General features: G+C 41.9%; 12 protein-coding genes and 2 tRNA genes. 3 read left to right on the forward strand and 11 right to left on the reverse strand.

The window, feature by feature from the left end; genetic code table 11:
- Positions 1-3: 3 nt before the first annotated feature.
- The 8 genes from pheT to uvrB all read right to left on the reverse strand — a co-directional run bounded on the left by pheT (position 4) and on the right by uvrB (position 8,831).
- The gene (pheT, locus tag TAO_RS06855; RefSeq protein WP_096527213.1) at positions 4-2,388 is read right to left on the reverse strand and encodes a phenylalanine--tRNA ligase subunit beta; all 2,385 of its coding nucleotides are present in this window, start codon (positions 2,386-2,388) and stop codon (positions 4-6) included.
- A 26-nt stretch (positions 2,389-2,414) separates the two neighbouring features.
- Positions 2,415-3,437, reverse strand: coding sequence for a phenylalanine--tRNA ligase subunit alpha (pheS, locus tag TAO_RS06860; RefSeq protein WP_096527214.1), 1,023 nt, complete (start codon positions 3,435-3,437; stop codon positions 2,415-2,417).
- A gap of 95 nt (positions 3,438-3,532) precedes the next feature.
- Entirely contained in the window at positions 3,533-3,892 is a 360-nt protein-coding gene (gene rplT / locus TAO_RS06865) for a 50S ribosomal protein L20 (RefSeq protein ID WP_096527215.1), read from the reverse strand.
- Positions 3,893-3,903: 11 nt separating this feature from the next.
- On the reverse strand, positions 3,904-4,101 hold the full coding sequence (gene rpmI / locus TAO_RS06870) for a 50S ribosomal protein L35 (protein WP_096527216.1): 198 nt from the start codon (positions 4,099-4,101) through the stop codon (positions 3,904-3,906).
- Between the two features lie 77 nt (positions 4,102-4,178).
- Positions 4,179-4,697 (reverse strand): translation initiation factor IF-3, encoded by a 519-nt coding sequence (gene infC, locus TAO_RS06875; protein WP_096527217.1) that lies wholly within the window; start codon positions 4,695-4,697, stop codon positions 4,179-4,181.
- 3 nt (positions 4,698-4,700) lie between these two features.
- The gene (gene thrS / locus TAO_RS06880) at positions 4,701-6,635 is read right to left on the reverse strand and encodes a threonine--tRNA ligase (protein WP_096527218.1); all 1,935 of its coding nucleotides are present in this window, start codon (positions 6,633-6,635) and stop codon (positions 4,701-4,703) included.
- Positions 6,636-6,715: 80 nt separating this feature from the next.
- Positions 6,716-6,792: transfer RNA gene (locus TAO_RS06885), tRNA-Val, on the reverse strand.
- A gap of 62 nt (positions 6,793-6,854) precedes the next feature.
- Positions 6,855-8,831 (reverse strand): excinuclease ABC subunit UvrB, encoded by a 1,977-nt coding sequence (gene uvrB, locus TAO_RS06890; protein ID WP_408607634.1) that lies wholly within the window; start codon positions 8,829-8,831, stop codon positions 6,855-6,857.
- Positions 8,832-8,978: 147 nt separating this feature from the next.
- Here uvrB and TAO_RS06895 point away from each other — a divergent pair, with 147 nt between their 5' ends.
- Positions 8,979-10,166 (forward strand): pyridoxal phosphate-dependent aminotransferase, encoded by a 1,188-nt coding sequence (locus TAO_RS06895; RefSeq protein WP_096527220.1) that lies wholly within the window; start codon positions 8,979-8,981, stop codon positions 10,164-10,166.
- Positions 10,167-10,215: 49 nt separating this feature from the next.
- Positions 10,216-10,291 (forward strand) — tRNA-Asn (locus tag TAO_RS06900).
- Between the two features lie 134 nt (positions 10,292-10,425).
- Here TAO_RS06900 and TAO_RS06905 read toward each other — a convergent pair.
- The 3 genes from TAO_RS06905 to TAO_RS06915 are packed head-to-tail and all read right to left on the reverse strand — an operon-like array spanning position 10,426 to position 13,532.
- The gene (locus tag TAO_RS06905; protein WP_096527221.1) at positions 10,426-11,253 is read right to left on the reverse strand and encodes an HNH endonuclease signature motif containing protein; all 828 of its coding nucleotides are present in this window, start codon (positions 11,251-11,253) and stop codon (positions 10,426-10,428) included.
- Complete coding sequence (locus tag TAO_RS06910) at positions 11,250-11,999, reverse strand: OmpA family protein (protein ID WP_197702530.1); 750 nt, start codon at positions 11,997-11,999, stop codon at positions 11,250-11,252. The genes TAO_RS06905 and TAO_RS06910 overlap by 4 nt, the downstream gene beginning before the upstream one ends.
- A 9-nt stretch (positions 12,000-12,008) precedes the next feature.
- Positions 12,009-13,532 carry a hypothetical protein gene (locus TAO_RS06915; RefSeq protein ID WP_096527222.1) on the reverse strand — a complete coding sequence of 508 codons (1,524 nt, stop codon included), beginning with the start codon at positions 13,530-13,532 and terminating at the stop codon, positions 12,009-12,011.
- Between the two features lie 177 nt (positions 13,533-13,709).
- Here TAO_RS06915 and TAO_RS06920 point away from each other — a divergent pair, with 177 nt between their 5' ends.
- Positions 13,710-14,153 carry a DUF29 domain-containing protein gene (locus TAO_RS06920; protein ID WP_096527223.1) on the forward strand — a complete coding sequence of 148 codons (444 nt, stop codon included), beginning with the start codon at positions 13,710-13,712 and terminating at the stop codon, positions 14,151-14,153.
- The last annotated feature ends 260 nt before the right edge of the window (positions 14,154-14,413 follow it).

Genomic DNA, 14,413 nt, shown 5'->3' on the forward strand with positions numbered 1-14,413 from the left:
AAGTTACTCCCTAATAATGGCACTTAGATCAGTGGTTAACATTGTCACAACTCGCTCCATAAAAACTTTTATCATATCGTCAGTTAACGTACAGAAAGAATGCTGTAGGATAAACTTTAAAGCAAAACTCTTCTTATCAGGAGCAACCCCTTTACCACTATAAAGATCAAATAAATAATACTCTCTAAGAATATCTGATTCAAGTCTTTGAAAACAATCAAAAATCGCTTGTGCTGGAGTATCTTTACTCACTAAAAAAGCGATATCCCTACGAATAGCTGGAAATTTAGATAAAGGCTGAAAAAGAGATAAATTATAATTTTCAATTGCTCCAATCTGTAAAGAAAATAGGTAAACATGTTGAGCCAAATCTAAATCTTTTACCAGCGCAGGATGTACAGCGCCTAACCAGCCTACGCTCTGGCCTCTTCGACTAATTCTAGCACTCTGCCCTGGGTGCAAAGCAGGATGTCTATCCGCTATAAACTCAAGCTGACCTCGATTATGCCCTAACCCCAAGATAGCTTCCAAGTCTCCCTTAAGATCAAAAAAATCAGCCTCTTGTGATATTAATCCCCATTGCTCTGGATACCAGCTTCCTGAAACAATACCTGCAATTGTCTTTTCCTGTCTAATATTAGGCAATCGACCATTAAATGTAAGACCATACTCAAAAAGTCGAACTCTTTCCTGTTGGCGATGTAAATTATACCGTAGCGCTTGAATAAGTCCCGGCCATAGGGTGGTTCTCATCACTGCCATATCTATAGAGATAGGGTTGGCCAAAATTACAGAATCCCCCTTAGGATCCAATTGTTGCTGTAACTGTGGATCTACAAAACTATAAGTAATCGCCTCCTGATAGCCGCGGCTAGCCAATATTTTACGGATACGATCAGCTGGAGTTTCGGTCTCAATTCTTAATGGTGGCCTAATTTTACTTATTGGTTGCGTGCTAGGAAGGCGATCATAACCATATAAACGTCCTAGCTCTTCAATTAAATCTGCTTCAATAGTCAGGTCAAAGCGAAAGCTCGGTACTTTTACCCGCCAACCTTCCTCAGTAAGATCTAGTTCTAGACCAAGCCGTGTTAATTGTTCAATAATTTGTTTTCTACTAATCTCAATTCCAAGTACTCGATGAATACGCGCCAATCGTAAATTAATTGTTATCTGAGGTGGAAAACAAGCAGAATTTGTCACTTCAGTCACCGGCCCTGCCTGACCACCTGCAGCTTGAATTAATAAAGCAGTTGCTCGCTCTAAAGCCCGTCTTGGTAGTACTGGATCAACGCCGCGCTCAAAACGATGAGAAGAGTCGGTATGTAAGCCATAAAAACGCCCTTTACTTGCAATGATATTAGGGGTAAAAAAAGCGCTTTCCAGAAATACATGCCTTGTCTGCTCGCTAATAGCTGACCCTACCCCCCCCATAATCCCCGCCAAAGCAAGCGCTCGCTGTCGATCTGCGATTACTAACGCCTCTGCATCTAGCTGCAATTGAGTACCGTCCAAGAGAATTAGCGTTTCATTTGGAAATCCATAGCGAACTTGGATACCTTCATCCAGTTTTTCTAGATCAAAGGCATGCATCGGCTGTCCCAGCTCTAGCATAACGTAGTTAGTAATATCAACGACTACTCCTAAGCTTCGAAGCCCGCTACGCCGAAGCCGCTCTCGAATCCACCAAGGAGTCTGGGCTTGGGGATTAATGCCTCGTACAATTCGGCCTAAATACCTTGGACAAGCCTCCGGTGCTGTTACAATCACTGGAAGAACATCTTCGATTTCAATAGCAGCAGATTCTATTGTAGGTTCCATCACTATACACTGGGTAAGCACCCCCACTTCACGAGCAATACCTACTATGCTAAGACAATCGCTACGATTAGGGGTTAGCTCAATCTCAATACTGACATCATTAAGCTGCAAAAACTTATCAAGATCCATTCCCAAAAACTGAGCAGCGTCGCTGGAAAACACCAATAATTCTGCTGACTGCTCTCCAAACCCCAATTCCGCGGCAGAGCAGAGCATCCCAAAAGATTCTATCCCATAAAACTCAGCCCGATCGATCTTCTCACCCGTAGATAGCTGTGCTCCAACAATAGCAAGAGGTGCTAACAATCCCGCCTGTACATTAGGAGCGCCAGAGACTACCTTCAATAGAGAAGACTCTCCTATATCTACTTGACAAACCTTTAAATGATCCACCTCGGGATGAGGGGTTACTGCTACTATCCTAGCTACCTTAACCCCCTTCAAAGGAGAGGCAACGGGATGAATATCTCCTACCTCTAACCCGGCAAGGGTCAAACGTTCAACCAATACCTCTGTACTCAGATCTGGATTAACCCATTCCCGTAGCCACGCTTCACTAAATTTCATGATTTACCTGCTATCTGCTTAAATTTTTAATTAAATTGACGTAGAAAGCGTAAATCATTTTCAAAAAACAGGCGCAAATCATTAATGCCATAGCGAAGCATCGCTAAACGCTCAACGCCTAAACCAAATGCAAACCCTAAGTATTGTTCGCTATCGATATTCAAATGCTCAAAGACTTTAGGGTGTACCATCCCACAACCTAGTACTTCTAGCCACCCGCTGTGACTACAAACACGACAACCTTTACCACTACAATTAACACATTGAATATCTGTTTCTGCTGATGGCTCTGTAAAAGGAAAATAAGAGGGACGAAAGCGAACCTTTAAGCTTTCTTCCTCAAAATAAGCTCGAAGGAAACTTGAAAGAATCCCCTTAAGATCAGTAAAGCTTACCTGCTCATCTATTAATAATCCCTCGACCTGATGAAACATCGGAGTATGAGTAAGATCAGAATCTCGACGATAGACTCGTCCTGGGGCAATAATACGCAAGGGCGGCCCTTGATTCTCCATTACTCGAATTTGTACCGGCGAGGTATGGGTTCGCAGTAGATGATGAGAATCAAAATAAAAAGTATCATGCATCGCCCTAGCTGGATGTGAAGAGGGTATATTAAGTGCCTCAAAATTATGGTAATCATCTTCAATTTCGGGCCCTTCATGCACTTCGAACCCCGCTTGGCGGAAAAAAGCTTCGATACGTTTAAGGGTTTGGGTAACCGGGTGCAATCCTCCTACATCGAGCCCTCGGCCTGGCAACGTAACGTCGACAGACTCAGTAACTAACTTAGCTTCCAGTAATGCTTGATTTAGAACTTTGCGGCGAGATTCAATTTCATTTTGTAGTGTTTCTTTAGCCTCATTCACAGCCTTACCAAAGGCAGGGCGATCTTTAAGGCTAAGCTGACCTAGCTCTCTAAGATAGCTCGTAAGCTCCCCTTTTTTACCCAAATAGTGAACTCGTACCTTATCTAAGGCTTCTAGATCAGCAGCACTTAAAACATCCTGACGGGCTTTTATGATTATTTTATTTAATGATTGCTGCATCAAAACTTTCTTGTGTTCGTAGTGCAATAAAATATAAAGAGGGGTAAATAACTTACCCCTCTTTAGGTGGGCTATAGATAATTATCACAAATATGTTAGCTTGCTAGGGCGGCTTTAGCCCGATCTGCAACAGCGATAAAGGCAGCTTTATCCCTAACTGCAAGATCAGCCAATACTTTTCTATCTATATCAATAGCTGCTTTCTTTAGCCCGTCAATAAGACGGCTATAAGAAAGACCACACTCACGGGCAGCTGCATTAATACGAACAATCCAAAGACTCCGAAATTGCCGCTTACGCTGGCGACGATCTCGATACGCATACTGGCCGGCACGAATAACTGCCTGATTTGCGATTCGATATACATTCTTGCGCCGACCGCGATAACCTTTAGCTTGAGCAATAACCTTCTTATGCCGGGCATGAGCCGTTACCCCACGTTTTACTCTAGGCATAATAATCTCCTTTAAGCATAAGGCAATAATCGGATTAAACCAATATTATCCGATGCGCTCGTCGTTATCAAAGGACGTAAATTACGTTTACGCTTACTGCTTTTCTTAGTAAGGATGTGGCTATGATGACTCTGAGCATGCTTGAATTTTCCAGTAGCAGTGCGCTTAAAGCGTTTAGCTGCACCACGATTGGTCTTCAATTTAGGCATTCTTAACCGTACTCCGCATTTAAAATTAATTAAAAAAATATCCTAGTAATAGGTCAATCTTTAGACCTAAAATACCATTATTGTTTTTTGGGGACTAAAACCATTACCATCTGCCGGCCTTCCCGTTTAGGGCTTTGCTCAACGATTCCGTGATCCGCTAAATCATCGCGAACCCGATCCAGTAGCTTAAATCCCAGCTCCTGATGGGCTAGCTCTCGTCCACGAAAACGTAAGCTTATTTTAACTTTATCTCCTCCCGTCAGAAAACGTACCAGGTTGCGCAGTTTGACCTGATAATCCCCTTCTTCAGTTCCTGGCCGAAACTTAATTTCCTTGATTTCTATCAGCTTTTGTTTTTTCTTCGCTGCCTGGCGCTTCTTACTCTCCTCAAACTGGTACTTGCCGTAATTCATAACTCGGCATACTGGAGGCTGGGCTTGTGGAGCAATCTCTACCAGATCTTCACCTGAATCCTCTGCTATGCGCAGCGCTTCCTCGATAGAGACAACACCAATTTGTTCACCATCAATCCCAATGAGACGAACCTCAGAGGCAGTAATCTCCTCGTTTAAGCGGGTACTCTTTTTTGCAACGATATCTTAATCCTCCTTATAAGTGCTATAACCAAAACGGGTGATATCGGCCCTAAGACGTTCTATAAAGGTATCTAAGCTCATTACGCCCAAATCCTCACTAGAACGTGTTCGTGCGGCCACTGTCTGACTTTCCATCTCCCGATCTCCAATAATTAATAAGTATGGAATCCGACGCAATGTATGCTCACGAATTTTAAAGCCGATCTTTTCATTTCTCAAGTCCAAAAGTGAGCGAAAACCTTCGCTTTTTAACACCTTTTCTACTTGATGAGCATACTCTGCCTGTCGATCTGTAATATTAATCACTGCAACTTGTATCGGAGCCAACCAAGGAGGAAATTTACCTTCATAGTGCTCAATCAATACCCCAAAGAAACGTTCCAGCGATCCTAATACTGCGCGATGAATCATAATAGGCCGATGGCGAGCGCCATCCTCAGCTACATATTCCATCTCAAAACGTGCTGGCAAATTAAAGTCTAGCTGTATAGTAGAACACTGCCATTTACGGCCAATAGCATCTTCAATCTTGATATCAATCTTAGGTCCATAAAAAGCCCCATCCCCTTCATTGATACTATAGGTTAAATGCCTTCGCTCCAGTGCAATACGTAGTGCTTGAGTAGCTCGATTCCAAATTTCATCCGATCCTACTGATTTCTCTGGCCTTGTAGAGAGATTAATTTCATAGCGATTAAAACCAAATGTGGCTAACATCTCTAAGGTAAACTCAAGAATAGCCAATACTTCACTTTCTATCTGTTCCTCACGGCAGAAAATATGAGCATCATCCTGAGTAAACCCCCGCACTCGCATTAATCCATGCAAGGCACCTGACATTTCATGTCGATAAACAGTCCCTAATTCAGCCCAACGCAAGGGTAATTCTCGATAGGAACGCAGCCGCCCTTTATAGATTAAAACATGAAAAGGGCAGTTCATGGGCTTAAGCTGATAGAGCTGCTGATCATCCTCCATGGGTTGGTACATGGATTCGCGATAAAAATCTGTATGCCCAGAAATTTGCCACAGTACTTCGTGGGCAATATGGGGAGTGTAGAGAATCTCATATCCTGCCGCCGTATGGCGCTCCCGCCAAAGATCCTCAATGACTCGTCGAATACGTGCCCCCATAGGGTGCCAAAAAACTAGTCCCCCGCCTGCCTCTTCCTGAATAGAAAACAAATCTAGATCTGTGCCAATTCGTCGATGATCCCGTTTCTCAGCTTCCTGAAGTCGGTGTAAGTAGGCTTTAAGCGCCTTCTTATCAGACCACGCGGTACCGTAGATACGCTGGAGCATTTCATTACGAGAATCGCCGCGCCAGTAGGCTCCTGCCACTTTAGTCAGCTTAAAAGCTTTAAGCTTTGAGGTTGAAGGAACATGAGGTCCGCGGCATAAATCTATAAAATCTCCTTGACGATAGAGGGAAATTTCCTGATCTTCAGGAATAGAGGCAATAATTTGAGCTTTGTACTCCTCCCCTATACTACGGAAAAAAGAAACCGCCTCTTCGCGAGAGCTTACTTCACGATGAACGAGGATATCCTGTCTGGACAGCTCTTCCATTCTGGTTTCAATTGTTTGAAGATCCTCTGGCGTAAACCCTTGGGGATAAGCAAAATCATAATAAAACCCATCTTCAATCACAGGCCCAATAGTCACTTGCGCTTCTGGATAAAGTTGTTTAACTGCCTGAGCGAGCAGATGGGCACAAGAGTGACGAATAATCTCTAAACCTTCAGGATCGTGCTCAGAAACAATAGCAAATTCAGCGTCCTCTACAATGACATGGGAAGTATCCACCATATAGCCATTAACCTTACCCCCAAGGGCAGATTTTGCTAAGTTAGGACTAATATCAGCCGCTACATTATAAACTGTAATCGGATGACTATAATGGCGTTGGTGGCCATCGGGGAGCGTAATTACAGGCATTTATGAAATCCCGTTCATGGCCAATACGAGAGGCCAGTTGAACAAAAAAGCCGCTAATGCGGCGTTTCTTTAAGCAAAAATGGTAGGCGCGATTGGACTCGAACCAACGACCCCCACCATGTCAAGGTGGTGCTCTAACCAGCTGAGCTACGCGCCTATATAGAAATTGAATATAGCATATTATGCTCAATTCTGTAAACCGACACAATTAGAGCGCCATCAATTTTTCTCAAGCGAAAATTCGGCTTTGCCAAAAAACTGACCCTTAATATTGATAATCTTATCCCGTAACTGTGCAGCTTTTTCAAACTCCAAATTTTGAGCATGCTGATACATTTCCCGTTCCAGCTGTTGTAGGCGTTTTTCTAGCTGCTTTGGCGATAAACTCGCATATTCAGCCACTTGCTCCGCAATTACGTCATTTAAACGGACATTATTCGGTGCAGAGGTATAAATTCCATCAATCATTTCACGCACAGCTTTTTGTACCCCATAAGGGATAATTCCATGGGTTTTATTAAAGGCAAGCTGTTTTTCCTGTCGCCGTTTAGTTTCAGCCATTGCCCGCTGCATAGAGCCAGTAATTTCATCTCCATAAAGAATAGCCTTACCATGAAGGTTACGGGCAGCCCGACCAATAATTTGAATCAGTGCACGTTCTGAGCGTAAAAAACCTTCCTTATCGGCATCTAAAACTGCTACTAAAGATACCTCCGGGATATCTAACCCCTCCCGTAGCAAGTTAATCCCTACTAATACATCAAATTCACCTAAACGCAGATCGCGGATAATTTCTACCCGTTCTACAGTATCAATATCCGAATGAAGATAGCGTACCCGTACCCTATGTTCTTGCAAATACTGGGTTAGATTCTCCGCCATCAGCTTGGTAAGCACAGTCACCAATACCCGTTCATTCGCCATTACTCGCTTACGAATCTCAGAAAACAGGTCATCCACCTGAGTGCTAGCGGGTCTTACTTCAACTTCTGGCTCAAGCAATCCGGTAGGGCGCACAACCTGCTCAACAATCGCCCCAGATCGTTGCTGCTCATAAGGGCCCGGGGTTGCAGAAACAAAAATGGTTTGTGGGGCTAAACGTTCCCATTCTTCAAATTTTAAAGGTCGATTATCCAAAGCAGAGGGTAGACGAAACCCATACGTGACTAATGTCTCCTTACGGGAACGATCCCCTCGATACATGGCCCCTAATTGGGGTACCGTTACGTGGCTTTCATCAATAATTAGCAAAGCATTCTTAGGCAGATAATCAAATAACGTGGGTGGCGGTTCGCCGGCTTGTCTTCCAGATAGGAATCGGGAGTAATTTTCAATTCCAGCGCAATAACCTAGTTCCAGCATCATCTCGATATCAAAACGAGTCCGCTGCTCTAAACGCTGAGCTTCAACTATTTTCTGAGCCGCATATAGCGCCTCTAGTTGCCCAGAAAGCTCTATTTTAATCGCTTCAATCGCACGCAGTAGAATTTCTCGGGGGGTAACATAATGAGTCTTTGGGTAAATCGTGAAACGAGGTACTTGACGTAGTACCTCCCCCGTTAAAGGATCAAAGCAAGATAAATCTTCTATTTCATCGTCAAAAAGCGTTACCCGAACCGATTCCCGCTCTGATTCAGCGGGGTAAATATCAATAATCTCCCCCCGTACACGATAGGTACCTCGATGCAGTTCAGTATCATTACGCTTATACTGTAACTCCGCCAAGTGACGTAATACATCCCGATGATCAATGGTTTCTCCTACCCTAAGCTGTAAGACCATATCCAAATAGGAATCTTTATCACCCAGACCATAGATAGCAGAAACACTCGCCACTACAATAGTATCAGCTCGCTCTAAAAATGCCTTAGTAGCAGAGAGCCTCATCTGTTCTATATAATCATTGATTGAAGCATCTTTGCTAATATAGGTATCAGAGCTAGGGACATAAGCCTCAGGCTGGTAATAATCATAATAAGAGACAAAATAACCCACTGCATTATGGGGAAAAAATTCGCGCATCTCACTATATAGCTGGGCAGCCAAAGTTTTATTAGGCGCTAAAATAATGGTGGGTCGCTGGGCTTGCGCAATGACATTCGCCATCGTAAAAGTCTTACCCGATCCCGTCACACCTAATAGGGTCTGATACATCTCCCCTGCCGCTAGACTCTCGACTAACTGCTCAATAGCCATCGGCTGATCCCCAGCAGGTAAATAATTACTAACAAGCTGAAATGGACGACTCACTATTTAATTGACACCCTATCTAGGAAAACATAAATTCTTTATATTAAACTCTAAAATTTATTGTCGCATTTTCTAAATTAGGAATAGCCCCAATTGAACATCACGCTTGCTACTCGCGTTCAAAAAATCAAACCCTCTCCTACTCTAGCCATTACAGCGCAAGCTAAAGCCCTTCAGGCCAAGGGTAAAGACATTATTAGCTTAGGCGCAGGTGAGCCTGATTTTGATACCCCAGATTACATTAAAGAAGCCGCCATTCAAGCTATTCGAGACGGTTTCACTAAATATACCGCTGTTGATGGTATTCCTAGCTTAAAGCAAGCCATTCTCACCAAGTTTTCTAAAGAAAACAGTTTACATTATGAAAGTGATCAAATTCTCGTTTCCGTGGGGGGTAAGCAATGCTTCTATAACCTCACCCAAGCGCTACTTAACCCCGGAGATGAGGTCATCATCCCAGCTCCCTACTGGGTTTCTTATCCAGATATGGTGATGCTAGCCGGAGGGATACCGGTGGTAATTGCCGCCTCTCAAGCACATCAATTCAAAATTACCCCAGAACAGCTAGAAGCTGCCATCACCCCACTTACCAAATTACTCATTATTAACAGTCCTTCCAACCCCACCGGTGCCGCGTATACTCGTGATGAGCTTCAAGCTTTAGGTGACACTTTACGCCATCATCCACATGTGTTCATTATTACTGATGATATGTATGAACATATCTATTGGGGTAACGAACCCTTTTGCAATATTGTCAACGCTTGCCCTGATCTTTATGAACGCACCTTCGTGCTCAACGGCGTTTCCAAAGCCTACTCCATGACTGGCTGGCGCATTGGCTATATTGCAGGCTCAGCAACAATTATCAAAGCAATGAAAGCTATTCAATCTCAAAGCACCTCAAATCCGACCTCTATCTCTCAAGTAGCCGCTCAAGCGGCCATTGAAGGGGATCAAAGTCATGTCAAACACATGTGCCAGCAATTTAAAAACCGTCATGATTTTATAGTTGAAAGGCTTAACGGGATTTCAGGGGTACAATGTTTTCCCGGAAGCGGGACTTTTTACACTTTCCCTAATGTTCAGGAAATCATTAACGCCCGAAAAAACATTAAAGATGACGTAGATCTGGCTGAAAGTATCCTCCATAAAGCTGAGGTCGCCCTAGTCCCCGGCGCAGCATTTGGCGCACCTGGACATCTACGACTTTCCTTTGCTACCAGTATGGAAAACCTAGCGCAGGCATTGGATCGGATCGCCACTTTTCTTCAACGCTAACTAAGCAGGTTGACGGAAGCGATAACGCTCATTAAGATATACATTCCTTTCCCCGGTAGCTCAGTCGGTAGAGCGGGTGGCTGTTAACCACTAGGTCGGCGGTTCGAGCCCGTCCCGGGGAGCCAGATTTAAAAAGAAGCGCCAGCAAATGGCGCTTTTTTGTTTTCTAAACCTTAAATTTCAAAAACCCTAATCATAGTTTCAATACGCCTTACGTAGTGAACTCTTCAGCGCTTGGGATAGATAATAGTTTCTTTACTTAGCGTGTTCTCAGGCCTTTCATATGCCCGTGATTTGGTTGCTGCGCATGGCAGAATCTACAAAGTACCTTGAGATTACTAGGATGGTTATCGTGTTTTAAGCCATTTATATGATGGGTATGCAGCCCCTTTTCCTCTTTTGAGTAATCTTTACCGCATTGCTGGCAACGCCAACCTGCCTTTTCTTTCATTTCTCTACTGATTTTATTAAAACTATCAGGATAAACATTTAATGGGGCATTATCCGAATTATATCTGGGCATTTTAGCATGAAGAGATTGGGGATATTTTGCAAAGAAATCAGAAATTTTAAAATCAGCGACAAACTGGTGTCGCTGCTCCCCCATTTTTAAAGATTTATAGCGATTAAAATTAAGCTTACTTAGGCATTGTTTACATACATTTAGAGGGCGTATTTCTGGAAAGGGTTGATGACCAATCATGATATTGATTTTAAATTGCCCATCTGTGCTGGTAGAAATCACATATCGATCAAATCTCCTTGCTTTTTGCATTCCACTGAGGGTATTGCAGTATGTAAGATGAAATCTAGGGGCTAGTTCTCTACCAGAATAACTTTGTACATCTCGAATATAAAGCAGTACCCGATTCCCTTTATAAACAAACGTGCCATCATCAAGAATTTCAATCGCATCGGCTGAGATCTCAATCCCTTCAGCTGAATTTAATTGCTTGAGTTCTGCCTCAGTGAGCTGATTGCTCAAATTTACAAGCATGGAAAAATCGCCATAGTGATTTTTGTCTATTCCCATTTTCTCTTTTAAACGATTGAGTGGATCAAATTCATAAAAATCAGGCAATTTCATGATTGCACCATATTCAAAATCTCAGCGATGCGATCATCGGCATTGAGTTTAACTTTAAATTCCACTCGCTGAGAGACACGTTTATTCTCTGTGCCATCACGATGATAAATTAATTTTGAAGAGGAAAGCCCGTTGGCAGTTAAGTGTTTTTTTAACCACAATCGCTGATTTTGAACTTCGGGTAATAGAAACACGTAGCTTAAAACGCTTCTGGTTCGAGATTGAGATAAAGCCATATTTAGAAAATAAGCTTTATAATCTACAGTATCTTGATTCCAAACACTTGAGGTGTGCCCTTCAATCCGAATTTCTTCAATATAATCTCGATATTTATCTGAACCCAGAATCCCAATATAGCGCGGGAAAAAATCATTCAAAATAGTTGTAAATTTCGGCTTAAGCATAGCTTGCCCTGTATCAAACAACACTTCTGGTTCTTTAAACCGTAGGGTTAAATCCTTTTTTAACTCTGCCCCCCATAAAGGTAAATCAGGGGAAAATTCTTGATACAAATCACGGTAAAGAGCTAATTTAACTTCATTATAGATTAGAGCAATTTTCTTAACTTTAACCGCTTCTTGTTCTGCTTGCGCTGCCGCCTGCTCTGCCTTTAATGCTTCTTGTTTTACTTTAATCATAAAACTGATAGCAATCAGCATAAAAATGACCATCAATCCCGTCATTAAATCAGCAAGCGGAATCCAATGATCTTCCCGAGGCAAATGGTTTTGGTTATTTTGCATCATGATAAGTGCTTATCTGTGATTAGCGAGCTGAACTACCTTACGTAGCTCTTCAGTCAATGGGGAATAATCCCTAGCAAATTTCTCGGATAAGCTGGTCAGTTGCTGTCCTAAACTGTTTAGCGATCTAGTCAGTTCTTCAGAGAGCGCTTTATCTAAAGTCGCTACTTGTGTGCGAGTATTTTCAATAAATCCCTTAAACTCTTGGTTTAATTGTGTTAAATCTCGTCCTACCTCTTCTGTAGCAGTGCGCATTTGCTTTATACTTTCAGTCACTGCCTGATGGACTTCTCTTTGCTGAGCACTAGATGAATCGATAAATCCACTTGTTGCACTATTCATTTGCTCGCCTACCTTAGAAATAGCACTTTCTAAATTTCTAGTGGTATTTTGAGTTGAATCTACGATCTGCCTGCTTATTTCAGCGACTACATGAGCTAATTTCTCTTGTAAACTATGGGTAGTTTGATTGAGATCTTCCCCGACTTTTTCTATGGCTACTTTGTGCAGTGCCGTATTTTCTGATAAAGACTGATTGATGGTCTTTTGATTCTCTTGCACTGCTCGGCTGAGCTGATCTGTTAGCTCCATCACTTTATTTTCTATTTCTGGCAGGCTACTGGAGGCACGGGTTAATAAGGTTCCCAAAGATTCCAAGGTACGGATCAAGGTATTTTTTTGGGATTCTAAGGCAGTTAATAACCCTGAAAGATCGCCAGCAACTTGAGTAAAAACCTCTGACTTATCTACTAACTGTTGGTAGCTTTGAGTAGCGGTTTCTGTGGATTGACAAATAGCTTGATAAGTCTGGGTCATTTGCTCGATATGATTTTTATAGTTTTCTTGCCAATCTAACAGCTTACCGACTGCGTTATTGAGTTCTTTGAAATTTTCTCCAAACTGTTCTGTAAGTTTATGGTTAAAATCTTGAATCACATTTTGAAGCGCCTCTATCAAAGATTTTGATCCCATTTCAGAGAGTTTTTTTATCGCCTCATTTTGTGCCATTTCTAACTTGTGTAAGTTGTTATTATTTTCTGCTCTAAATGCGCCTAATTCAGTCTTGAATGAATCTTTAATCTCCTTGGATGAATCTTTAAAATCTTGGCGAAGTAACTTAAGTTGGGAAACAAGAGAGGTCTCTTCATTACCAGTTAAAGCTTTCTGAATACCTTGCAACAAGGGGGCAAGATCTTGTGGGTGAGGAATTGGATAATCGATATCACTGCTCTTTTTATGGGAAGAGGAAAGGTAATAGCGAAATTTAATGGTTAATGCTCCGAAAACACCTGCAAAGGAGGCCCAAAAAACGGTTCTTAATCCAGATAACAAATTAGGCAGGCTTTGTTCAATATTATTGACATCAAAATGATATAGTCCTAAAGAGATGCCTAAGAAGGTAGCACAGATACCAAGGGTCGTGAGAATAGCGGGACCATAGGCAATGGCTTTTTCATTAAATTTAACATGAAAACAAATGCCAACGATAGTAATGAAAATAATCCAAGCCCAAGTTTCAGCAGATAAAGAATTCATGTTTTTTGGGTAATTGATAATGTGTAAACGATTGAAAAATATATCCTTGTATGTCTTCAAATCCAAAGTACTTTTGACCCGTAACCTCGTGGGAACAAGAAAGAGATAACAGAGTCCCTAAGGTTAGCGAACAAATTTCTAAAAACTTTATACCGAAATGATAGGAAATGATTGTTTATGAGTACCTATGAAACTGATTTTTATGGCTGGACACAAGAAACGGTACGGCTATTAAGACAAGGTCGAATTAGCGAGGTAGATATGGATGCATTGATTGAAGAAATTGAAGATATGGGGAAAAACCAACTAGGACAATTAGAGAATAGATTAACGGTTCTTATGGTTCATTTGCTGAAATGGCAATATCAACCTGAACACCGTAGTAATAGCTGGAAAGGCACCATTGTTGAGCAAAGACGAAAAATAAGCAGATTGATTAAGAAAAACCCAAGTCTTAAACCAAAATTAGATAATACAGTAATAGAGATGTACTTAGATTGCGTGCCCCAAGTTTCTGCTGAGACTGGTTTAGCTAAAATAGTATTTCCAACAAGTTTTGAACAAACAGGCTGGACGGTTGAGCAAGTGCTGGATGAGGAGTTTTATCCAAGTGAGAGATAAGTATTCATGTGATACGCCAAATAATATGAATTGAATAGCAAGGATTAATTTCTATCTTAGTTAAACTCCCTCACCTTATTCCCGTAGCGGTAACATTTAAAAGTTAAAAATTAAAAGCGCCTATTATTAAATAATCTTAGTCTCTAAATATCAACTAGAATCACGCTAATCCCTGCTATCAGCAATCATCCCTCCCCCATGCTGCAATGCAGCTTTTATCGTTGGCCGTTAGACTCATTTATAGCCTCTTACTTATCTCC

It is taken from the genome of Candidatus Nitrosoglobus terrae, from assembly GCF_002356115.1.
GTDB lineage: Bacteria > Pseudomonadota > Gammaproteobacteria > Nitrosococcales > Nitrosococcaceae > Nitrosoglobus > Nitrosoglobus terrae.

Bases quoted from the DNA above. Each gene is read 5' to 3' on its own strand.
- pheT (WP_096527213.1), bottom strand. From the start codon at position 2,388: ATGAAATTTAGTGAAGCGTGGCTACGGGAATGGGTTAATCCAGATCTG.
- pheS (WP_096527214.1), bottom strand. From the start codon at position 3,437: ATGCAGCAATCATTAAATAAAATAATCATAAAAGCCCGTCAGGATGTT.
- rplT (WP_096527215.1), bottom strand. From the start codon at position 3,892: ATGCCTAGAGTAAAACGTGGGGTAACGGCTCATGCCCGGCATAAGAAG.
- rpmI (WP_096527216.1), bottom strand. From the start codon at position 4,101: ATGCCTAAATTGAAGACCAATCGTGGTGCAGCTAAACGCTTTAAGCGC.
- thrS (WP_096527218.1), bottom strand. From the start codon at position 6,635: ATGCCTGTAATTACGCTCCCCGATGGCCACCAACGCCATTATAGTCAT.
- uvrB (WP_408607634.1), bottom strand. From the start codon at position 8,831: ATGGCTATTGAGCAGTTAGTCGAGAGTCTAGCGGCAGGGGAGATGTAT.
- TAO_RS06905 (WP_096527221.1), bottom strand. From the start codon at position 11,253: ATGAAATTGCCTGATTTTTATGAATTTGATCCACTCAATCGTTTAAAA.
- TAO_RS06910 (WP_197702530.1), bottom strand. From the start codon at position 11,999: ATGATGCAAAATAACCAAAACCATTTGCCTCGGGAAGATCATTGGATT.
- TAO_RS06915 (WP_096527222.1), bottom strand. From the start codon at position 13,532: ATGAATTCTTTATCTGCTGAAACTTGGGCTTGGATTATTTTCATTACT.
- TAO_RS06920 (WP_096527223.1), top strand. From the start codon at position 13,710: ATGAGTACCTATGAAACTGATTTTTATGGCTGGACACAAGAAACGGTA.